This is a genomic window from Pseudomonas helmanticensis, assembly GCF_900182985.1.
Taxonomy (GTDB): domain Bacteria; phylum Pseudomonadota; class Gammaproteobacteria; order Pseudomonadales; family Pseudomonadaceae; genus Aquipseudomonas; species Aquipseudomonas helmanticensis.
In genome coordinates this window covers 3,675,389-3,695,062 of record NZ_FXUY01000001.1, presented here as the reverse complement: position 1 = coordinate 3,695,062, position 19,674 = coordinate 3,675,389, and the positions used below count along the sequence as shown (strand labels likewise).

General features: G+C 57.3%; 19 protein-coding genes. 11 read left to right on the top strand and 8 right to left on the bottom strand.

Going from position 1 to position 19,674, the window contains the following annotated elements:
• Positions 1–81 precede the first annotated feature (81 nt).
• Both QOL84_RS16570 and QOL84_RS16565 read right to left on the bottom strand, forming a co-directional pair.
• Positions 82–270 (bottom strand): hypothetical protein, encoded by a 189-nt coding sequence (locus QOL84_RS16570; protein ID WP_129388337.1) that lies wholly within the window; start codon positions 268–270, stop codon positions 82–84.
• 67 nt (positions 271–337) lie between these two features.
• Positions 338–925, bottom strand: coding sequence for a cytokinin riboside 5'-monophosphate phosphoribohydrolase (locus QOL84_RS16565; protein ID WP_283437900.1), 588 nt, complete (start codon positions 923–925; stop codon positions 338–340).
• Between the two features lie 340 nt (positions 926–1,265).
• On the opposite strand from QOL84_RS16565, the gene azu reads away from it, so the two are divergent.
• Positions 1,266–1,709, top strand: coding sequence for an azurin (azu, locus tag QOL84_RS16560; RefSeq protein ID WP_008078296.1), 444 nt, complete (start codon positions 1,266–1,268; stop codon positions 1,707–1,709).
• Positions 1,710–1,859: 150 nt separating this feature from the next.
• On the opposite strand, the gene nadE is transcribed toward azu, so the two are convergent.
• The 5 genes from nadE to QOL84_RS16535 all read right to left on the bottom strand — a co-directional run bounded on the left by nadE (position 1,860) and on the right by QOL84_RS16535 (position 6,049).
• A complete protein-coding gene (nadE, locus tag QOL84_RS16555) occupies positions 1,860–2,687 on the bottom strand; it encodes an NAD(+) synthase (protein ID WP_283437899.1) in 828 nt (275 codons plus the stop codon).
• Positions 2,688–2,691: 4 nt separating this feature from the next.
• Positions 2,692–3,915, bottom strand: coding sequence for a nicotinate phosphoribosyltransferase (pncB, locus tag QOL84_RS16550; RefSeq protein WP_129388346.1), 1,224 nt, complete (start codon positions 3,913–3,915; stop codon positions 2,692–2,694).
• Positions 3,916–3,965: 50 nt separating this feature from the next.
• The gene (locus QOL84_RS16545; protein WP_283437898.1) at positions 3,966–4,220 is read right to left on the bottom strand and encodes a hypothetical protein; all 255 of its coding nucleotides are present in this window, start codon (positions 4,218–4,220) and stop codon (positions 3,966–3,968) included.
• Entirely contained in the window at positions 4,213–4,482 is a 270-nt protein-coding gene (locus tag QOL84_RS16540; RefSeq protein WP_283437897.1) for a hypothetical protein, read from the bottom strand. Before QOL84_RS16540 ends, QOL84_RS16545 begins: the two co-directional genes overlap by 8 nt.
• A 121-nt stretch (positions 4,483–4,603) precedes the next feature.
• On the bottom strand, positions 4,604–6,049 hold the full coding sequence (locus QOL84_RS16535; protein ID WP_283437896.1) for an alanine/glycine:cation symporter family protein: 1,446 nt from the start codon (positions 6,047–6,049) through the stop codon (positions 4,604–4,606).
• A 174-nt stretch (positions 6,050–6,223) separates the two neighbouring features.
• Here QOL84_RS16535 and QOL84_RS16530 point away from each other — a divergent pair, with 174 nt between their 5' ends.
• Positions 6,224–7,036, top strand: coding sequence for a helix-turn-helix domain-containing protein (locus QOL84_RS16530; RefSeq protein ID WP_283437895.1), 813 nt, complete (start codon positions 6,224–6,226; stop codon positions 7,034–7,036).
• Positions 7,037–7,149: 113 nt separating this feature from the next.
• Here QOL84_RS16530 and QOL84_RS16525 read toward each other — a convergent pair whose 3' ends face one another.
• Positions 7,150–8,046 carry a LysR family transcriptional regulator gene (locus QOL84_RS16525; RefSeq protein ID WP_283437894.1) on the bottom strand — a complete coding sequence of 299 codons (897 nt, stop codon included), beginning with the start codon at positions 8,044–8,046 and terminating at the stop codon, positions 7,150–7,152.
• A 164-nt stretch (positions 8,047–8,210) separates the two neighbouring features.
• Between QOL84_RS16525 and amaB the strand changes: the two genes are divergently transcribed.
• The 9 genes from amaB (at position 8,211) to QOL84_RS16480 (ending at position 19,519) form a co-directional block, all read left to right on the top strand.
• Complete coding sequence (gene amaB, locus QOL84_RS16520) at positions 8,211–9,701, top strand: L-piperidine-6-carboxylate dehydrogenase (protein ID WP_283437893.1); 1,491 nt, start codon at positions 8,211–8,213, stop codon at positions 9,699–9,701.
• 205 nt (positions 9,702–9,906) lie between these two features.
• A complete protein-coding gene (amaA, locus tag QOL84_RS16515; protein WP_283437892.1) occupies positions 9,907–11,190 on the top strand; it encodes an L-pipecolate oxidase in 1,284 nt (427 codons plus the stop codon).
• A 368-nt stretch (positions 11,191–11,558) separates the two neighbouring features.
• Positions 11,559–12,692, top strand: coding sequence for a branched-chain amino acid ABC transporter substrate-binding protein (locus tag QOL84_RS16510; protein ID WP_129388358.1), 1,134 nt, complete (start codon positions 11,559–11,561; stop codon positions 12,690–12,692).
• A gap of 240 nt (positions 12,693–12,932) precedes the next feature.
• Positions 12,933–13,847 carry an ABC transporter permease subunit gene (locus QOL84_RS16505; protein WP_129388361.1) on the top strand — a complete coding sequence of 305 codons (915 nt, stop codon included), beginning with the start codon at positions 12,933–12,935 and terminating at the stop codon, positions 13,845–13,847.
• A gap of 3 nt (positions 13,848–13,850) precedes the next feature.
• Positions 13,851–15,152 (top strand): high-affinity branched-chain amino acid ABC transporter permease LivM, encoded by a 1,302-nt coding sequence (gene livM / locus QOL84_RS16500; RefSeq protein ID WP_283437891.1) that lies wholly within the window; start codon positions 13,851–13,853, stop codon positions 15,150–15,152.
• Positions 15,149–16,021 (top strand): ABC transporter ATP-binding protein, encoded by an 873-nt coding sequence (locus tag QOL84_RS16495; RefSeq protein WP_283437890.1) that lies wholly within the window; start codon positions 15,149–15,151, stop codon positions 16,019–16,021. The genes livM and QOL84_RS16495 overlap by 4 nt, the downstream gene beginning before the upstream one ends.
• Entirely contained in the window at positions 16,018–16,734 is a 717-nt protein-coding gene (locus tag QOL84_RS16490) for an ABC transporter ATP-binding protein (RefSeq protein WP_283437889.1), read from the top strand. Before QOL84_RS16495 ends, QOL84_RS16490 begins: the two co-directional genes overlap by 4 nt.
• A 910-nt stretch (positions 16,735–17,644) precedes the next feature.
• Positions 17,645–18,409, top strand: coding sequence for an SDR family oxidoreductase (locus tag QOL84_RS16485; RefSeq protein ID WP_008087168.1), 765 nt, complete (start codon positions 17,645–17,647; stop codon positions 18,407–18,409).
• A 204-nt stretch (positions 18,410–18,613) separates the two neighbouring features.
• A complete protein-coding gene (locus QOL84_RS16480; protein WP_129388371.1) occupies positions 18,614–19,519 on the top strand; it encodes a cation diffusion facilitator family transporter in 906 nt (301 codons plus the stop codon).
• The last annotated feature ends 155 nt before the right edge of the window (positions 19,520–19,674 follow it).

Below are 19,674 nucleotides of genomic sequence, written 5' to 3'. Positions count from 1 at the left end.
GGGCTGTGAGGGCCGGCAGTGAAACCGCCAGCCCCGTCACAAATCCGCTGGGTCTGATTCGATCTTCAAACCCGGTGGGGCTCAGGCGTCAGGCGCCTGATCTTTCGGTGCTTCAGTTGCATCAACATCGTCATCTGTTGCCACTTCACCCTCAGGGTTCAGTGCTGCTTCTTCAGCTGTTTGTTTCTTGCGCTGAAGCTTTTCCTCTTTCTTCTGTTCCTTTGCCAGGTCTCGTTGACGTTTGGCGAAGGAGTAATTGGGTTTGGCCATGGGCGTTCCTCTTGGTCGAAGGTGAGGTTGAGCGGCGCGTATTCTGCCCTGTATCGGTGCCCGGTGGTTAGCTGGGTTTTTGGTCGACCCATTTTGGCGTGACGGTCGGCTTCCATTGATCGAGGGCATCGAGCAGCGTTTGTGGTGATTCGCTCACTTGCAGCATGTCACGGTGTGGCGCGCGAACGAAGCCTTCGCCGACGATGTGGTCAAGAAATGCAGTGAGTTTGCTATAAAAGCCGTTCACTTCCAGCAGCCCCAGCGGTTTGCCGTGGTAACCGAGCTGGCCCCAGGTCCAGACTTCGAACAGCTCTTCCAGCGTGCCGAGGCCGCCGGGCAGGGCGATGAACGCATCGCTGAGCTCAGCCATCCGTGCCTTGCGCGCATGCATGCCGTCGACCACTTCCAGACGTGTCAGGCTTTTGTGGCCGATCTCCTTGTCCATCAGGCTTTGCGGGATGATGCCGATCACTTCGCCGCCAGCGGCCAGTGCGGCGTCGGCGACAATCCCCATCAGACCCACGGCGCCACCGCCGTAGACCAAGGTCAGCTTGCGTTCAGCCAACGCCCGGCCAAGAGCGATTGCAGCTTCGGTATAAGCCGGGACGGTGCCAGCATTGGCACCGCAAAATACACACACGGATTTCAGAGACATGCCTTTCTCCTGGGTCAATCAGTCACAGGGTAATGGCTGGCACGCCTCGATCCAAGGGCTAAACTTCGCGTTCCGGTGATTCAAAGGTGCCGCTGGCGCCACAGGCGTAGGCGGCGAGCAAACTGCACAACAGACCGTTAAAGAACATGACAGGCACTCCGTCTCAGTAGATGCGCCGATCATACGGCGGGCCGGGGAATCTGGCCGTTAGATTGTCTCGATGAGTGTCATAGCCTGAAAGTTGTATACAATTTTTAACTCAAGTCATAGGAACTTGCGAAGATTTCAGGCAGTCTTTCCACCATTAGTGTTTTTGTTAACCCTGCCTTGGAGATTCACCATGTTTTCCAAAGTTGTTGCGGTATCCCTGCTGGCGCTGGCCAGCAGCCAATTGATGGCTGCCGAGTGCAAAACCACCGTTGACTCCACCGATCAGATGTCCTTCAACACCAAGGAAATCGTGATCGACAAGAGCTGCAAGACCTTCACCGTCGAACTGACCCACTCCGGCAGCCTGCCGAAGAATGTCATGGGCCATAACCTGGTGATCAGCAAAGAAGCTGACATGCAGCCAATCGCTACCGCAGGCCTGGCCGCCGGTATCGACAAGAACTATCTGCCGGAAGGTGACGCACGCATCATCGCTCACACCAAGATCATCGGCGCCAAGGAAACCGACTCGCTGACCTTCGACGTGGCGAAGATTGCAGACGGCGGCTACGGCTTCTTCTGCTCGTTCCCTGGCCACATCTCGATGATGAAAGGCACGATTACCGTCAAGTAATCGAGTCAGGCACAAAAAAAGCGTCCCACGGGACGCTTTTTTGTTTTCTGTAGGAGCTGCCGCAGGCTGCGATCTTTTGATTTTGTTTTTGAAGATCAAAAGATCGCAGCCTCGTTTCACTCGACAGCTCCTACAGGGGGGGCTTTCAACTTACGGGGCGAACGGCATTACGCGTTTGTGGTGGGTTTTGTTGTAGGTCGCGACGATGATGTCGAACGCTTCCTGACGCACCGGTTCGCCGTGCAGGAAGGCATCGATCTCGGTATAGGTCACGCCGTGGGAGGCTTCGTCCGGCTTGCCCGGTGACAGGTCTTCCAGATCCGCCGTCGGGATTTTCTCGACCAGCGATTCCGGTGCGCCAAAGCTGCGGGCAATCGCCCGAACCTGATTTTTCACCAGGCCACTGAGCGGCGCGAGGTCGCAGGCGCCGTCACCGAACTTGGTGAAGAAACCCATCACCGCTTCCGCCGCGTGGTCAGTGCCGATTACCAGACCGTGCGCCGCGCCGGCGATGGTGTACTGGGCGACCATGCGCATCCGCGCCTTGGTGTTGCCAAGGACGAAATCCACCGACACCGCGTGCTTGCCTTCGAAGGCCGCGACTTCAGCGGCCAGCGACTTCACGGCCGGGCCGATGTTGACAGTGTGGCGCTCGTCCGGAGCGATGAAATCCACCGAAGCCTGAGCGTCGTGTTCGTCGAATTGGGTTTCGTACGGCAGGCGCACGGCGATGAATTTGTAGCTGTTGTCGCCGGTCTGGTCGCGCAGTTCGCGCATGGCGCGCTGGGCCAAGAGGCCGGCGGTCAGCGAGTCGACACCGCCGCTGATGCCCAGCACCAGGGTCTTGAGCCCGGAATTGACCAGGCAATCCTGAATGAAGGTAATGCGCCGGGCGACTTCGGCCTGCAGGGCCTTGTAGTCGGCGAACGGCGGTTGCACCTTGAGCTGCTGCGCAATCTCACGCTGTACGGCTTGCATGAATTCACTCCTTGCTAGATAGACTGGAATCGGCAGGAACCTGGAAAACATGTCGCAAATAGGCGACGAAATTCGGGTCTTTGCAGTGGGACTTGCCTGGCTCGTCGGAGATCTTCGCCACCGGTTGGCCGTTGCAGGCGGTCATTTTAAGCACGATGCTCATCGGTTCAACACCCGCAATGTCACAGGTGAGGTTGGTGCCGATGCCGAAGCTGACGTTGATCCGGCCGTGCAGCGCGCGGAAGATTTCCAGCGACCTCGGCAGGGTCAGGCTGTCGGAGAACACCAGCGTCTTGCTCATCGGGTCGATCCCGAGCTGGTGATAGTGGGCGATGCATTTTTCGCCCCAGACCACAGGATCGCCGGAATCGTGGCGCAGACCGTCGAACAGCTTGGCGAAGAACAGATCGAAATCGCCGAGGAAGGCATCGGTGGTGATGCAATCGGTGAGGGCGATACCGAGTAGGCCGCGGTATTCACGGACCCAGCAATCGAGCGCGGCGATCTGACTGTCGATCAGCCGTGGGCCGAGTTGCTGGTGCGCCATGATCCATTCGTGGGCCATGGTGCCCAGCGGTTTCATGTCCAGTTCGCGCGACAGATGCACATTGCTGGTGCCGACGAAACGGCCAGGGAAATCGTGCTTGAGCACGTTCACCACTTCTTCCTGCACGCGGTAGGAAAACCGGCGTCGCGTGCCGAAATCGGCGACCTGCAGTTGCGACAATTCGTCAGCCGAGGCGTTGGCGGTCAGCCAGTCGAACTTGCGATAGAGCTGCTCGCGCGCCTGTTCGAGCACGGTTTCGCGGTAGCGATAGCGGTTGCGCACTTCGCTGACGATGGCCAGCAGCGGCACCTCGTAGAGAATCACATGCAGCCATGGCCCGCGCAGACGGATGAACAGTTCGCCGTTCTCGATGCCGGTGTGCACGTAGCGCAGGTTGAAGCGGAACAACCCGAGGAACCGCAGGAAATCCGGTTTGAGGAAGCTGATGCGCTCGAGGAAATTCAGTTGATCGGCACTCAGGCTCAGTTCGGCCAGGCGCTCGATCTGGTAGCGGATCTCGGCCAGATACGGGCGCAGATCCTCGCTGTTACGGCAACGAAACTCCCATTCGACTTCAACGTTGGGGTAGTTGTGCAGCACCGCCTGCATCATCGTCAGTTTGTAGAAGTCGGTGTCGAGCAGGTTCTGCACGATGCGATCGGCAAACACACTCTCGCTCATAACGGGGTCTCCAGGTGCGCCGCGCCGTGGCGCGGTCTCAATCAATGGCGCTAGTGGCGCATATCAGCGGTGGGGATTGCCAGCGCTTTTTTGCTTTCAGGTGAAAGATCCTTAGAGGCCATACACCTTAGCCCGCAAAAATTATCTATTTTCGGTTGCACCTCAAGTGCGGCGTGAAGGACTTTTTCAATATGCTCCCAGCTTTTTAAATACTCGGAGAGTAGTGAGTGTCTCGGTATCAGATTTATTTCAACTGCTTTAATCATCGCTGCTCTAATCATTGTGTGGGTTGCTATTTTATACATGGATGACACCACCCTTGAAAGAGATCTGCTCCAGTGTGTCAACGCCGTCCTGAAGTAATACATAAGCAGGAAGTATCATTCGATAAAAGTCAGAGTCGTTAGTGCCCTTTATGGTGACCGATGTGAAAGTCTCCAACAGACTGGCGGCGGCGCGGATTCTGAAACAGGCGTCTTCAAATAACTGATTAGGTGCGGCATACGAATCTATAAAGAAGGTCGGGGTATTGGTTGCGCTTGCTTTGAGGGGGTGGAATCGACTCATGGGAAAAGTCCTTAAGTTGTTTTAGGTGCGCCAGATCGAAGAGTCTGTTGTTGTTTTGGTTGCGGTTGCAGCAGGGCAGAGCCGTAACTTGGTTTAATGGCTCTGCAATTTCTATCTAAGTTTAAACTGGCTGTCTCCTTGCGGGCTTGCCAAGCACTGATGTACCAGCGTGATCGGCCAGCGGTGGCCATGCTCCAGGATCGAGATCCAGATCAGAAAACAACGTTGGGTCGAAAACGGGTGCCTGGATTCCGGCGCGACGCTGTTCGTCATAATCACGCAAAAGGCGCAGGCATATATTGAACAGCAGGGCCATCCCTATCAGGTTGACAAGTGCCAATAAAGTCATTGTGATATCGGCAAAAGCCAGAACAGTGGACAGATCTTCGATGGAACCCCATAACACTAAAAATAATACCAGCAGGCGATAAAGTATTAGCGTTTTCCTGGGCTCACCAAACATGAACCGCAGGCTATTTTCTCCAAGGTAATAGTTGTAGAGCATTGCCGTGAATACGAACAATGCCAGCACCACGCTTATAAACATCCGCCCCCACTCACCAACAACGGCCGCCAGCGAGTTTTGTGCCAGAGCAATTCCGTCTCCTTCAAATCCTTGAGTGTAGAAACCGGATAGCAAAATCAGCAGGGCAGTGCACGTGCAGATCACGAATGTATCGATGAAAACACTCAATGCCTGGACCACGCCTTGTGCAACCGGGTGGCCGACCTTCGCTACTGACGCAACATTGGGAGCGCTGCCCAAGCCTGCTTCGTTGGAAAATACTCCACGTCGCACCCCCATGATGATTGCGCTGCCAATCAGGCCTCCGAACGCTTCATCCATACCGAATGCATTTTTGATGATGGACATCAGCATTGTCGGGACTTGATCGAACTGCAGAACCAGCACGTAGGTTGTCACGCCAATGTAGGCGAGGACCTTGAGCGGAACCAAAAGGTCGGCCACTGCGGCTATACGCTTTATCCCGCCGATGAACACGGCCCCCAGCATTAAACAAAGTGCGAGCCCTGACCACATAGGCGGTACACCAAACGCATCCTTTAGCGAGTGTGATACCGCATGGGACTCAAGGCCATTGATTGCAAACCCGAAGGTCACGAGCAAAAGCACTGCAGCGATCATTCCTAGCCAACGTTTGTCCAGGCCGTGCTGAATGTACCAGGACGGGCCACCTCTATAGAGTCCGTTCCCATCGCTACGCTTGTAGAGTTGACCCAGCGTACATTCGAAAAGACTGCTGGACATGCCCAAAAAAGCGGTTATCCACATCCAGAATACGGCGCCAGGTCCTCCCATGCTGACGGCAATTCCGACCCCGACGATATTGCCAGTACCCACGCGTCCAGCAAGGCTGAGTGTCAGCGCCTGAAATGAACTCAATTGATGGCTGCCGGCGCGCCAACTGCCGTGTAAAACGCTGAACATATGGGTGAAGTATCTGAGCTGAACAAATCTTGATCGGGCGGTGAAGTAGCTTCCCAGTCCTAGAACTAAAGGTATTAATATTTTGCCCGACAGAAAGTCGTTGATGATATCTAGCATTCAAAGCTCCTAGCTATTTAGAGTGCTGGCGAAACGATGGTGTCTTCAGTCCTGAAGCCTTTCAGGGGGCGTAATATCCAGCCATATTTCATTCGATGCAATTTCGCAAGTTGCTTAAATATGATGCGAGTTGCTGCTATGGTTGCGTTCTCTTGATTTTCGTTGGGTTATTGTATGTGCGAGTCTCTTTCCGTGAATCTGAAATTACTTTGTAGTCACTACAGATCTGTCGCGGAAGTTTGTAGGAAAATTCGTATTAATCGTGGGCAATTCAATAAGTATCTTTGTGGGAAAAGTGTCCCTACACCTTTTAATCTCAAGCGAATTTGCGATTTTTTTGGTGTGGATGAGTTTGAGCTGGCTTTGCCTGCGGAGAAGTTCAGCGCATTGCTTTGTATGAAATCCAGTAATTGCCACTCTACCGAAAAGGCGACGCCTTCAAGAATAATGCATGACCATCTGCGCCAGGAGTCTTCACCGGAACTGAAAACTCACGTCGGTTATTACTACGAGTACTACAACGCAATGACCGATCCCGGTTCCATTCTGTGTTCGCTTGTGCATGTGCGAGAGGACGGTGAAGACATCGTTTATGAGCGAAACGAGCGCTTGCAAATTGCCGGTGAGGAGGCAGGGTTTGAACAATATCGATATTTGGGCGTCGCCTACTACCTACGGGATCGCCTGTTTTTTATCGATTATGAATCGCTCACTTCAAACGAAATCAGCCAAACCATTCTTATCCCGAGTTTCAAAAGCTGTATCACGCGGCTCAATGGTTTGAAGATGGGGGTCTCTGCTGCGGATCATCGTGCGCCGTCGTGCTCGAGGGTTGTCTGGGAATATCTCGGGCAGGAAATCAATCGGGTCGAAGCCTATCGCCGCGTGCGGCTGTACAAGCCGGATGATTGCACTATCGATGATGACCTGCGTTCACGACTCGCCCAGGCTCACGTTGTTGATGGTTTGTTTGTTATTGCCCAATGAGCGCCCTCTGTAGGAGCTGTCGAGTGCAACGAGGCTGCGATCTTTTGATGCTGGTTTTCAAGATCAAAAGATCGCAGCCTCGTTGCACTCGACAGCTCCTACGGGGAGATCGGTCAGGGATTGTCGATCTGTTCGAGCATCCATTTGACGAAGTCGCGCACCTTCGGCACTTCCGCCGCGTGCTCCGGGTAGGCGAGGTAATAGGCGTCGGGACTGGGCATTGCATGCTGCCAGGGAATGACCAATTTGCCGTCGGCCAATTCCTCTTCCACCAGAAACCGTGGCAACAACGCCACGCCGCAGCCGACCTGCGCGGCGCGGATGCACATATAGAAGGTTTCAAAGCGTGGGCCGTGATAGCTGTGTTCGGTTTGGTAACCCTGACTGTCGAACCAGTCGTGCCACGCCTGTGGGCGCGAGGCATTTTGCAGCAGGACCAGATCGGTGAGCTGCGTCGGGTCAGTAAACGGTGTGTCTGGCAGGCTGCCCGGCGCGCAGACTGGCACCAGCTCTTCGCCGAACAATTTCAGGCATTCCGTGCCGGGCCGCGAACCCTGACCGAAATAAAACGCCAGATCGCTGCGCCCTTGCAGCAAGTCATCGGCTTCCTGTTCGTTGCACAAATCCAGATGAATCGACGGGTGACGCAAACGCCAGCCTTTCAAGCGCGGCACCAGCCAGCGCGCGCCGAAGGTCGATGGCGTCGATACGCGCAGGACTTCGGTTTCGCCGCCGTAGGAACGCAGGTAATGGGTCGACATCTCCACCTGCGTGAGGATTTTTCGTACTTCAACCAGGTACAGATCCCCGGCCGGAGTCATCTGCAAACGCCGGCGCACGCGGAGGAACAACAAGTGCTGTAACAATTCCTCCAGTTGCGCGACCTGCTTGCTGACCGCGCTCTGGGTCAGGTTCAGTTCTTCGGCCGCGCGGGTGAAGCTCAGGTGCCGGGTCACGGCTTCGAAGCACTGCAGGGCGGTGATCGAGGGCAAGTGGCGTTTGTTCAGCATGACCGATCCTTTTCTTGTCTTTCTATGCTCAGCATGAATAAACGGAATGATATCTCGCGTAAAGGTCGTTTGTTGCCTTGCCATTGTGACGCTACAACTAAAGGCCTGCCCGGTCGTGCAAACAGCGGCCGCACACATTCAGTTTTTTGCTTGAGGAGTGACCCATGGTTGCCGCATTGCTTGATCGTCTTGGTGTGAACCCGGCCCTTTATCAGAACGGCAAAGTGCCGGTGCATTCGCCCATCGATGGCAGCCGCATTGCCGCCGTCAATTGGGAGGGCGCGGCCGAAGTCGAGCAGCACATCAGTCGCGCAGATCATGCGTTCGAACAGTGGCGCAAGATCCCGGCCCCGCGTCGCGGCGAGTTGGTGCGTCAATTCGGTGAAGTATTGCGCGAATACAAGGCCGACCTCGGCGAACTGGTTTCGTGGGAGGCGGGCAAGATCACCCAGGAAGGTTTGGGTGAAGTGCAGGAGATGATCGACATCTGCGATTTCGCCGTCGGCCTGTCTCGTCAGTTGTACGGTTTGACCATTGCCTCCGAGCGTCCGGGCCACCACATGCGTGAAACCTGGCATCCGCTGGGCGTGGTCGGTGTGATCAGTGCGTTCAACTTCCCGGTCGCGGTGTGGGCGTGGAACACCACGCTGGCGCTGGTCTGCGGCAACCCGGTGGTGTGGAAACCGTCGGAGAAAACCCCACTGACCGCACTGGCTTGTCAGGCACTGTTTGATCGTGTGGTGAAGAATTTCAGCGATGCGCCGGCGAATCTTTGCCAAGTGATTATCGGTGGTCGCGACGCGGGTGAAGCGCTGGTCGACGACCCGCGTGTGGCGCTGATCAGCGCCACCGGCAGCACGCGCATGGGCCGCGAAGTGGCGCCGAAAGTCGCCGCGCGTTTTGCCCGCAGCATTCTCGAACTGGGCGGCAACAACGCGATGATCCTCGGCCCGAGCGCCGACCTCGACATGGCGGTGCGTGCGATTCTGTTCAGTGCCGTCGGCACTGCCGGCCAGCGCTGCACCACGCTGCGTCGTCTGATCGCCCATGAGTCGGTGAAGGAAGAAATTGTCACCCGCCTCAAGGCTGCGTACTCGAAAGTACGCATCGGCAACCCGCTGGAAGGCAATCTGGTCGGTCCGCTGATCGACAAGCACAGCTTCGAAAACATGCAGGATGCGCTGGAGCAGGCGTTGAGCGAGGGCGGTCGGGTGTTCGGCGGCAAGCGCCAACTGGAAGATCAGTTCCCCAACGCCTACTACGTTTCGCCGGCGATTGTGGAAATGCCCGAGCAGAGTGATGTGGTCTGCAGCGAAACCTTCGCGCCGATTCTCTACGTGGTCGGTTACAACGATTTCCAGGAAGCGCTGCGCCTGAACAACGCCGTGCCACAAGGTCTGTCATCGTGCATCTTCACCACGGATGTGCGCGAGGCCGAGCAGTTCATGTCGGCGGTGGGCAGTGACTGCGGGATCGCCAACGTCAACATCGGCCCGAGCGGTGCCGAGATCGGTGGCGCGTTTGGTGGCGAGAAGGAAACCGGCGGTGGTCGTGAATCGGGTTCCGATGCATGGCGCGGGTACATGCGCCGCCAGACCAACACCGTGAACTATTCGCTGGAGTTGCCGCTGGCGCAGGGCATCACGTTCGACTGACAGGTGGAGATCCCCCCTGCAGGAGTGAACCTTTGTGGCGAGGGGATTTATCCCCGTTGGGCTGCGCAGCGGCCCTGAAAATCTAAAAGCGATGACTGCTTCGCAGCCGAACGGGGATAAATCCCCTCGCCACAGGTTTTCGTCACAGATAGCTTCGCTCCCACAGGGTATGCAGTGTTTGTTAGGTTTCTGTTGGAGTCTGGCAATGCCGTTACGCGAAGAATGTCTGTGGGAAAAGCTCACGCCACAACGGCCGGATAACACCGGGCTGAAGGGCGAAGTCAAAGTTGATGTCTGCGTGATCGGCGCCGGGTTCACCGGTTTGTCGGCGGCGCTGCATCTGTTGGAAAAAGGCAAAAGCGTCTGTGTGCTGGAAGCCTATCGTGCCGGCCACGGCGGTTCCGGGCGCAATGTCGGGCTGGTCAACGCCGGCATGTGGATCCCGCCGGACGAGATCGAAGCCGGTTTCGGCGAAGCGGTCGGCAGCCAGCTCAACCGCATGCTCGGGGCGGCGCCGGCGCTGGTGTTCAGCCTTGTGGATAAATACAACATCGATTGCCAGTTGCGCCGCGAAGGTACCCTGCACATGGCGCACAACGCCAAGGGCGAGGCGGATCTGCGCAGTCGTGAGCAACAATGGAAACGCCGTGGTGCGCCGGTCGAATTGCTCACCGGCAAGGCCTGCGAGCAAGCCACCGGCACGCAAAAAATCGCCGCCGCGCTGCTCGATCGTCGTGCCGGCACACTCAATCCAATGGCTTACGTCAGCGGTTTGGCCAACGCCGTAACCGGCCTCGGCGGGCAGATGTTCGACCATTCGCCGGTCACCCGACTCGAACGTCAGGGCTCGAAATGGTCGGTGCAAACCGAGCACGGTTCGGTGCTCGCCGAACAAGTGGTCATCGCCTCCAATGCCTATACCGAAGGCGACTGGACCGAACTCAAGCGCAACTTCTTCCCCGGTTACTACTATCAGGTCGCCTCGGTGCCGCTGAGCGAAGACGCCGCGCAGGCAATCCTTCCGGGCGGGCAGGGTTCGTGGGATACCAGACAAGTGTTAAGCAGTATCCGCCGTGACAAAGAAGGGCGCTTATTGCTCGGCAGCCTTGGCAACGGCAACCAGAAACCGGCCTGGTTTCTCAAGGCTTGGGCCGACCGGGTACAACAGCATTATTTCCCCAACCTGAAACCGGTTGAATGGGAATGCACCTGGACCGGGCGTATCGCGTTCACGCCCGATCACCTCATGCGTCTGTTCGAACCGGCGCCGGGACTGGTGGCCGTCACTGGCTACAACGGTCGCGGCGTCACCACCGGCACCGTGGTCGGCAAGGCCTTTGCCGATTACTTGTGTAACGGCAATCCACAGGCCCTGCCGATACCCTTTGCACCGATGCAGCCCTTGGCGGGCGTGAGCTTGCGCAGTTGCCTGTACGAGGCCGGGTTCTCGCTGTATCACGCGGGCCAGTGCCTGCGCATCGTCATTTGAGTGTTGAAATATGTTGCCGGAAGCGGCGCTTTTCGATGCAGCGACTAGCCTGTAATGGTGCGGGTTGTAGCAGTCCCGCACCAGCAGTGTGCAGTTCGGTGACGCGGGCTGTTACAGGCTGGTTGCACGTCGTTTGGCGCCGCGGTTGCAATGATGGCGCGTGCGGGTTGCGCCTGAAAAAATAAATGGTTTCACCTTCCGCGGTTTAGACGGTTGCACGCCCAATGAAAATGGGAACGAAACAGTCGAAATAACAAGAAAGCAGCGACTTTTTGAAGAATAAAAAACCGATGGCACGGGCCTTGCTCTGAGCTTTCAGTGAAGTGAAGTCGCAGTGCCAACTAAAAAAAACCTTGGAGCACCACCTCATGTCCCAGACGTTTTACAAGAAAGGCTTTCTGGCCCTCGCAGTGGCTACTGCGTTGGGTGTTTCTGCGTTTGCTCAAGCCGACGTCAAAATCGGTGTAGCGGGTCCAATGACTGGCGCCAACGCGGCATTTGGCGAGCAGTACATGAAGGGTGCACAGGCGGCGGCTGATGCGGTCAACGCGGCAGGTGGCGTCAACGGGGAGAAAATCGTTCTGGTCAAAGGCGATGACGCCTGCGAACCGAAACAAGCGGTCACGGTCGCCAAGGACCTGGTCAACCAGAAAGTCGCTGGCGTAGTCGGTCACTTCTGCTCTTCTTCCACCATTCCAGCCTCGGAAATCTACGACGAGGCCGGCGTTATCGCGATCACCCCGGGTTCCACCAACCCGCAAGTGACCGAGCGCGGCTTGGGCGCCATGTTCCGTATGTGCGGACGTGACGACCAGCAAGGCATCGTCGCCGGCGACTACATCGTCGACGTGCTCAAGGGCAAGAAAGTCGCGGTCATCCACGACAAGGACACCTACGGCCAAGGCCTGGCGGATGCCACCAAGGCGCAGTTGACCAAGCGTGGTGTGACCCCGGTCATCTACGAAGGCCTGACCCGTGGCGAGAAAGACTTCAGCGCCCTGGTCACCAAGATCCGCGCCGCCGGTGCCGACGTTGTCTACTTCGGCGGCCTGCACCCGGAAGCCGGTCCACTGGTCAAACAACTGCGTACCGAAGGCCTGAAAGACGTGAAATTCATGTCCGACGACGGCATCGTTACCGACGAACTGGTGACCACCGCTGGCGGCCCGCAATACGTCGACGGCGTGCTGATGACTTTCGGCGCCGACCCGCGTCTGCTGCCGGAAAGTAAAACCGTCGTCGATGCCTTCCGCAAGGCCGGCACCGAACCTGAAGGCTACACCCTGTATGCCTACGCCTCGGTGCAAACCCTGGCTGCAGCCTTCAATGGCGCAAAATCCAACAGTGGCGAGAAAGCTGCCGAGTGGCTGAAAGCCAATCCGGTGAAAACCGTCATGGGTGAGAAGGCCTGGGACAAGAAGGGCGACCTGAAGGTCTCCGACTACGTGGTGTACCAGTGGGACGCCAGCGGCAAATATCACCAGCTGGAAAAACAGAAGTAAGGGCTGACGCGATCAACTGATCCCACGGCTCCTTTGTAGGAGTGAGCCTGCTCGCGATGACGGAGTTACAGGCAACACATGTGTTGAATGTTAATCCGCTATCGCGAGTAGGCTCACTCCTACAGGGGGCGGTGGTGACGGGTGAATCGTGGCTGACATTGCTCCGACGTAAATCTGTATTTTCCCTAGAAGAGCCGCCCGCCTACAGGTGGGCAGGTTCTCACTGCGTGAGATTGCGTTATGGATGGTATTTTCCTGCAGCAACTGGTCAACGGCCTGACCCTCGGGTCGGTCTATGGCCTGATCGCCATCGGCTACACAATGGTCTACGGCATCATCGGCATGATCAACTTCGCCCACGGCGAGGTTTACATGATTTCCGCTTACCTGGCGGCAATCAGTCTGGCTCTGCTGGCTTACTTCGGTATCGAATCCTTCCCGCTGCTGATGCTCGGCACACTGATCTTCACCATCGTCGTCACGGCGGTGTATGGCTGGGTCATTGAGCGAGTCGCTTACAGACCCCTGCGCAACTCCACCCGACTGGCTCCGCTGATCAGCGCCATCGGCATCTCGCTGATTCTGCAAAACTATGCCCAGATCAGTCAGGGCGCACGCCAACAGGGCGTTCCGACACTGCTCACCGGTGCCTGGCGCGTCGACATCGGCACCGGTTTTGTCCAGCTCACCTACACCAAGGTGTTCATCCTGGTCGCCGCGTTCGTTGGCATGGGCCTGCTGACCTATGTCATCAAGTACACCAAGCTCGGCCGCATGTGCCGCGCCACCCAGCAAGACCGCAAGATGGCCTCGATCCTGGGGATCAACACCGACCGCGTTATCTCTTACGTATTCATCATCGGTGCAGCCATGGCGGCGCTGGCCGGCGTGCTGATCACCATGAACTACGGCACGTTCGACTTCTACGCCGGGTTCGTCATCGGCATTAAAGCCTTTACCGCTGCGGTACTCGGCGGGATCGGTTCGCTGCCGGGTGCGATGTTGGGCGGGATCATCCTCGGTATCTCCGAGTCGCTGTTCTCCGGCCTGGTCAACTCCGACTACAAAGACGTGTTCAGCTTCTCGCTGCTCGTACTTGTTCTGGTCTTCCGGCCGCAGGGCCTGTTGGGCCGTCCTCTTGTGTCGAAGGTGTAAGCGATGTCTTCAACCACCCAAAAAAGCATTGATGTCAAAAAAAGCCTGGTTGAGGCGATTCTTGCCGGCCTGATTGCCCTGATCGTTTTCGGGCCGATTGTCGGTGTCGTCCTTGAGGGGTACAGCTTCAATCTCGAACCGACCCGCGTGGCGTGGATCATCGGCATCGTCATGATTGGCCGCTTCGCCCTCAGCCTGTTCCTGCAAACGCCCAAGGGCCTGAAAATTCTCGACGGATTCGAGAGCACCGGTTCCGGTGTGCACGTACTGCCAAGCGATCACAAATCGAGCCTGCGCTGGATCATCCCGCTGCTGATTGTGCTGGCGGTCATCGTGCCGTTCGTTTCCAACTCCTATCTGCTGGGCGTGGTCATTCTCGGGTTGATCTACGTGCTGCTGGGCCTGGGATTGAACATCGTGGTCGGCCTGGCCGGTCTGCTCGACCTCGGTTACGTGGCGTTCTACGCCATCGGTGCCTACGGTCTGGCGCTCGGTTACCAGTATCTCGGGCTGGGTTTCTGGACCGTGCTGCCGCTGGCGGCAATTACTGCTGGCCTTGCTGGATGCATCCTCGGTTTCCCGGTGTTGCGCCTGCATGGCGACTATCTGGCGATCGTGACGTTGGGCTTCGGTGAAATCATTCGCCTGATCCTCAACAACTGGTTGTCCCTGACCGGTGGCCCGAACGGCATGCCGGCGCCGCTGCCGACCTTCTTCGGTCTGGAGTTCGGCAAGCGCGCGAAGGACGGCGGGGTGCCGTTCCACGAGTTTTTCGGCATCGCCTACAACCCGGACGTGAAATACTACTTCATCTACGCGGTGTTGTTCCTCGTGGTATTGGCCGTGCTGTACATCAAGCATCGTCTGGTGAAAATGCCGGTCGGCCGCGCCTGGGAAGCCCTGCGTGAAGATGAAATCGCCTGCCGCTCGATGGGCCTCAACCACGTGCTGGTCAAGCTGTCGGCGTTCACCATCGGTGCATCGACGGCCGGCCTCGCGGGCGTGTTCTTCGCGACCTATCAAGGCTTCGTCAACCCGACCTCGTTCACCTTCTTCGAATCAGCGCTGATTCTGGCCATCGTCGTACTCGGCGGCATGGGTTCGACCATCGGCGTGGTGATCGCCGCATTCGTGTTGACCGTCGCCCCGGAACTGCTGCGCGGCTTCGCCGAATATCGCGTGTTGCTGTTCGGCATCCTGATGGTGTTGATGATGATCTGGCGACCACGTGGGCTGATCCGCATCAGCCGCACCGGGGTCACTCCACGCAAAGGTGCCATTCACTATGAGAGGACTGCGCCATGAGTGAAGTCGTACTCTCTGTTGAAAAACTGATGATGCATTTCGGTGGCATCAAGGCCCTGAGCGATGTCAGCCTGAAGGTCAAGCGCAACTCGATCTTCGCCTTGATCGGCCCTAACGGCGCCGGCAAGACCACGGTGTTCAACTGCCTGACCGGTTTCTATAAAGCTTCCGGCGGCAAGATCGAACTCAACGTGCGCGGCCAGCAGACCAACGTTATCCAGTTGCTGGGCGAATCGTTCAAAGCGACCGATTTTGTTTCGCCGAAATCCTTCCTCAGCCGTCTGTACTACAAGATGTTCGGCGGCACGCATCTGGTGAACCGCGCAGGCCTGGCTCGGACGTTCCAGAACATTCGCCTGTTCAAGGAAATGTCGGTGCTGGAAAACCTGCTGGTGGCCCAGCACATGTGGGTCAACCGCAACATGCTCGCCGGCATCCTCAACACCAAGGGCTACCGCAAGGCTGAAAGCGATGCGCTCGATTGCGCGTTCTACTGGCTGGAAGTGGTCGATCTGGTCGACTGCGCCAACCGTCTCGCCGGTGAACTCTCCTACGGCCAGCAGCGCCGTCTGGAGATTGCCCGGGCCATGTGCACGCGGCCGCAGATCATCTGCCTCGACGAACCGGCTGCCGGCCTCAATCCACAGGAAACCGAAGCGCTGAGCGCGATGATCCGGCTGCTGCGCGATGAGCACGATCTGACCGTGGTGCTGATCGAACACGACATGGGCATGGTAATGAGCATTTCCGACCACATCGTGGTGCTGGACCACGGCATCGTCATCGCCGAAGGCGGACCTGAAGCGATTCGTAACGATCCGAAAGTGATTGCCGCCTATCTGGGCGCCGACGAAGAGGAGCTGGTATGACGCAACCGATCCTCGAACTCAAAGACCTCGACGTGTTCTACGGACCGATCCAGGCGCTCAAGGGTGTTTCGCTGCAGATCAATGAGGGGGAAACCGTCAGCCTGATCGGCTCCAACGGCGCCGGCAAATCGACGTTGCTGATGTCGATCTTCGGCCAGCCACGAGCGGCCGGCGGGCAGATTATTTATCAGGGCGTCGACATCACCCAGAAGTCATCGCACTACATCGCCTCCCACGGCATTGCGCAATCGCCGGAAGGACGGCGGGTGTTCCCCGACATGACTGTCGAGGAAAACCTGTTGATGGGCACCATCCCGATTGGCGACAAGTACGCCAAAGAGGACATGCAGCGCATGTTTGCGCTGTTTCCTCGGCTGGAAGAGCGCCGTACCCAACGGGCGATGACCATGTCCGGTGGTGAACAGCAGATGCTGGCGATTGCTCGTGCCTTGATGAGCCGGCCGAAGTTGTTGCTGCTCGATGAGCCGAGCCTGGGCCTGGCGCCGATTGTGGTGAAGCAGATCTTTGCGACCCTGCGCGAGTTGGCGAAAACCGGCATGACCATTTTTCTGGTCGAGCAGAACGCCAACCATGCGCTGAAACTGTCCGACCGGGCGTATGTCATGGTCAACGGCGAGATCCGCCTGACCGGCACTGGCAAGGAGCTGCTGGTGAACGAGGAGGTGCGTAACGCCTATTTGGGCGGGCACTGATTGCTGCAACGTTATACACAGCCCCGGCGACGCAAGTCCCGGGGCTTTTTAATGCTTGCAATCCCCCTGTAGGAGCTGCCGCAGGCTGCGATCTCTTGATCTTTAAAAACACATCAAAAGATCGCAGCCTGCGGCAGCTCCTACAGGGAAAACAGCTGTTCCGTCTAATTGTGGAAAACAAATCCACCAAGCTGTCAAAGCGCGACATATAGACGCTGCAAATGGCTGTTTTTGCACAGTTTTGACTTGTCCCCGTTTGCTGTGGAGCTGGCTGTGAATAACGTGGGAGTAGCTGGCTGAAAGCCTCTGGAACCGTGGCTTGCAGCGTTGTGGTTGTTTTTTGATCAGGCGTTTTTACGCGTGCTGGAGTCGCTCTTGTCAACCTTTTTATCCAGTCGGCAAAGGGGTTGGTTGCTGAGGGGTAAGCCTGTGGATAAGTCTGTGATTAAACTCTGGAAAGACCTCGCTAAGGGCCGTAATTACTGGCCTCGCGCAATCACTGCACTGACCGCTCGGTCGTGCAAAATGCCATGTGCCGCACATCTGTCACTTCAGGGTCAAGCAAAAAACTTTCTATTTCGCCCGCAAAGCCTTGTATGGCGCGGCTTTGCGCGTTTCCACTTGCCCCCGGAAACTGTGGAAGGGACTGTGGATAACGTGCGCGCACATGGCTACAGGCCACGCCCTGTATGACGCTCCGACGATTGATCATTTTTTGAGCTGAAATACCTCCGTGTAGGAGCTGCCGAAGGCTGCGATCTTTTGACCTTCAGAAACAACATCAAAAGATCGCAGCCTTCGGCAGCTCCTACACGGAGGCGGTAGTTGCCCGATATTCGTGGGCCGGGCATGCTGCTGGCTGATTTTCTATTCCAAGGGCTGCTACGGTGGCCGAAGCAAGGAGAACACGATGTCCAACACCCTGTTTATCACCGGCGCGACGTCCGGATTTGGTGAAGCCTGTGCCCGCCGTTTTGCCGAGGCTGGCTGGAAACTGGTGCTGACCGGTCGTCGTGAAGAACGCCTCAATGCGCTGTGCGCCGAGCTGTCGAAGCAGACCGAGGTGCATGGCCTGGTGCTCGATGTGCGTGATCGCAAGGCGATGGAGGAGGCGATTGCAAACTTGCCGCCGTCGTTCGCCAAGCTACGCGGCCTGATCAACAACGCCGGTCTGGCATTGGGCGTGGACCCGGCGCCGAAGTGCGATCTGGACGATTGGGACACCATGGTCGACACCAACGTTAAAGGCCTGATGTACGCAACCCGCCTGCTGCTGCCGCGCCTGATCGCCCATGGCCGAGGCGCCGGCATCGTTAACCTCGGTTCGATCGCTGGTAACTACCCGTATCCGGGCAGCCATATCTACGGCGCGACCAAGGCGTTTGTTAAGCAGTTTTCGCTGAACCTGCGTTGCGACTTGCAGGGAACCGGCGTGCGTGTCAGCAATATCGAGCCAGGGCTGTGCGAAAGCGAGTTCTCGCTGGTGCGTTTCGCTGGCGATCAGGAACGCTACAACGCAACGTATGCCGGTGCCGAGCCGATCCAGCCGCAGGACATTGCCGAGACGATTTTCTGGGTGATGAATGCGCCGGCGCACATCAACATCAACAGCCTGGAGTTGATGCCGGTGAGCCAGACCTGGGCTGGGTTTGCGATCGAGCGTAACAAGGCCTGACACTTAACCCTGTGGCGAGGGAGCTTGCTCCCGCTGGCTTGCGCAGCAGGCCCCTGCTTTTAGCTGAAGAGCAGGGGCGCTTCGCACCCCAGCGGGAGCAAGCGCCCTCGCCACAAAATCGGGTGGAAATCAGTGATAAGGTAAACTCCTCTCTCAACAACCCCACCGCATCCCGCGGTTTTCAGGGTTTTTCGAGGAGTTAAAGTGAGTAACCGAGGTGAGCAGGCGCTGCTCAAACAATCGACCATTCTGATGTTTGCCGTGGCGATCGCCGGGATCGTTACCGGTTTTGTTTCAGGTTCCCAATCCATCCTTTTTGATGGTTTTTTCTCGCTGATCGCAACCTTCATCAAAGTCCTGATGCTGATCACTGCCAAGTTGATCGCCAAGGAAAGCAACCACCGTTTCCAGTTCGGTTTCTGGCATCTCGAACCGATGGTGCTGCTGATTGAAGGCAGTTTTCTCCTGTTGATTGCGATCTATGCATTTCTCAACGGTGTGTTCGGCATTATCAACGGTGGCCGCGAGATCGAACTGGGTCTGGTGATCATCTATGCAGGCGTGTTCACCGTGGTCGAGTTCGCCTATTTCTTCTACGTGCGTCGGCGTAACCGCAAACTGAAATCCAGTCTGATCCAGTTCGACAACATCAGTTGGCTGGTGGACGCGATGCTGTCCGTGGGCCTGTTGATCAGTTTCCTCGCAGCGCTGCTGCTCAAGTCGCAGGGCTATGGCCAGTGGGCGGCGTACGTTGACCCGCTGATCCTGATCGTGCTGGCGCTGACCATGTTGCCGCCAGCGTTCAAGATACTTCGGCCGGCACTGCGTGACGTGTTGGGGATCGCGCCGGACACGCTGGATGACCAGGTGCGCCAGGTGATGGACGCGGCGAAGGTCGAGCATGGTTTCGATGATTACGTGTCGTACGTACAGAAGCACGGGCGGGCGCGGTTTATCGAGATTCATGTGGTGTTGCCGGCCGATTATGCGCTGAGCAATGTCGGGCAACTGGATGCGTTACGTGAGGAGATTTCGGCGAAGCTGGGCACTCCGGATGCGGCGCGCTGGTTGACTATCAGCTTCACCGGGGACAAGAAGTGGATCGCCTGATGTAACCCTGATTCCTGTTGAGAACACATTTGTGGAGAAGGAGATTTATTGTGGCGAGGGGATTTATCCCCGTTGGGGCGCGAAGCGGCCCTAAAAAGAGCGGGGCCGCTGCGCAGCCCAACGGGGATAAATCCCCTCGCCACAGTAGATCTCCT

What these genes read in the sequence shown, in the direction of transcription:
- QOL84_RS16570 (WP_129388337.1), bottom strand. Translation starts at nt 270, where the DNA reads ATGGCCAAACCCAATTACTCCTTCGCCAAACGTCAACGAGACCTGGCA.
- QOL84_RS16565 (WP_283437900.1), bottom strand. Translation starts at nt 925, where the DNA reads ATGTCTCTGAAATCCGTGTGTGTATTTTGCGGTGCCAATGCTGGCACC.
- azu (WP_008078296.1), top strand. Translation starts at nt 1,266, where the DNA reads ATGTTTTCCAAAGTTGTTGCGGTATCCCTGCTGGCGCTGGCCAGCAGC.
- nadE (WP_283437899.1), bottom strand. Translation starts at nt 2,687, where the DNA reads ATGCAAGCCGTACAGCGTGAGATTGCGCAGCAGCTCAAGGTGCAACCG.
- pncB (WP_129388346.1), bottom strand. Translation starts at nt 3,915, where the DNA reads ATGAGCGAGAGTGTGTTTGCCGATCGCATCGTGCAGAACCTGCTCGAC.
- QOL84_RS16545 (WP_283437898.1), bottom strand. Translation starts at nt 4,220, where the DNA reads ATGTATAAAATAGCAACCCACACAATGATTAGAGCAGCGATGATTAAA.
- QOL84_RS16540 (WP_283437897.1), bottom strand. Translation starts at nt 4,482, where the DNA reads ATGAGTCGATTCCACCCCCTCAAAGCAAGCGCAACCAATACCCCGACC.
- QOL84_RS16535 (WP_283437896.1), bottom strand. Translation starts at nt 6,049, where the DNA reads ATGCTAGATATCATCAACGACTTTCTGTCGGGCAAAATATTAATACCT.
- QOL84_RS16530 (WP_283437895.1), top strand. Translation starts at nt 6,224, where the DNA reads ATGTGCGAGTCTCTTTCCGTGAATCTGAAATTACTTTGTAGTCACTAC.
- QOL84_RS16525 (WP_283437894.1), bottom strand. Translation starts at nt 8,046, where the DNA reads ATGCTGAACAAACGCCACTTGCCCTCGATCACCGCCCTGCAGTGCTTC.
- amaB (WP_283437893.1), top strand. Translation starts at nt 8,211, where the DNA reads ATGGTTGCCGCATTGCTTGATCGTCTTGGTGTGAACCCGGCCCTTTAT.
- amaA (WP_283437892.1), top strand. Translation starts at nt 9,907, where the DNA reads ATGCCGTTACGCGAAGAATGTCTGTGGGAAAAGCTCACGCCACAACGG.
- QOL84_RS16510 (WP_129388358.1), top strand. Translation starts at nt 11,559, where the DNA reads ATGTCCCAGACGTTTTACAAGAAAGGCTTTCTGGCCCTCGCAGTGGCT.
- QOL84_RS16505 (WP_129388361.1), top strand. Translation starts at nt 12,933, where the DNA reads ATGGATGGTATTTTCCTGCAGCAACTGGTCAACGGCCTGACCCTCGGG.
- livM (WP_283437891.1), top strand. Translation starts at nt 13,851, where the DNA reads ATGTCTTCAACCACCCAAAAAAGCATTGATGTCAAAAAAAGCCTGGTT.
- QOL84_RS16495 (WP_283437890.1), top strand. Translation starts at nt 15,149, where the DNA reads ATGAGTGAAGTCGTACTCTCTGTTGAAAAACTGATGATGCATTTCGGT.
- QOL84_RS16490 (WP_283437889.1), top strand. Translation starts at nt 16,018, where the DNA reads ATGACGCAACCGATCCTCGAACTCAAAGACCTCGACGTGTTCTACGGA.
- QOL84_RS16485 (WP_008087168.1), top strand. Translation starts at nt 17,645, where the DNA reads ATGTCCAACACCCTGTTTATCACCGGCGCGACGTCCGGATTTGGTGAA.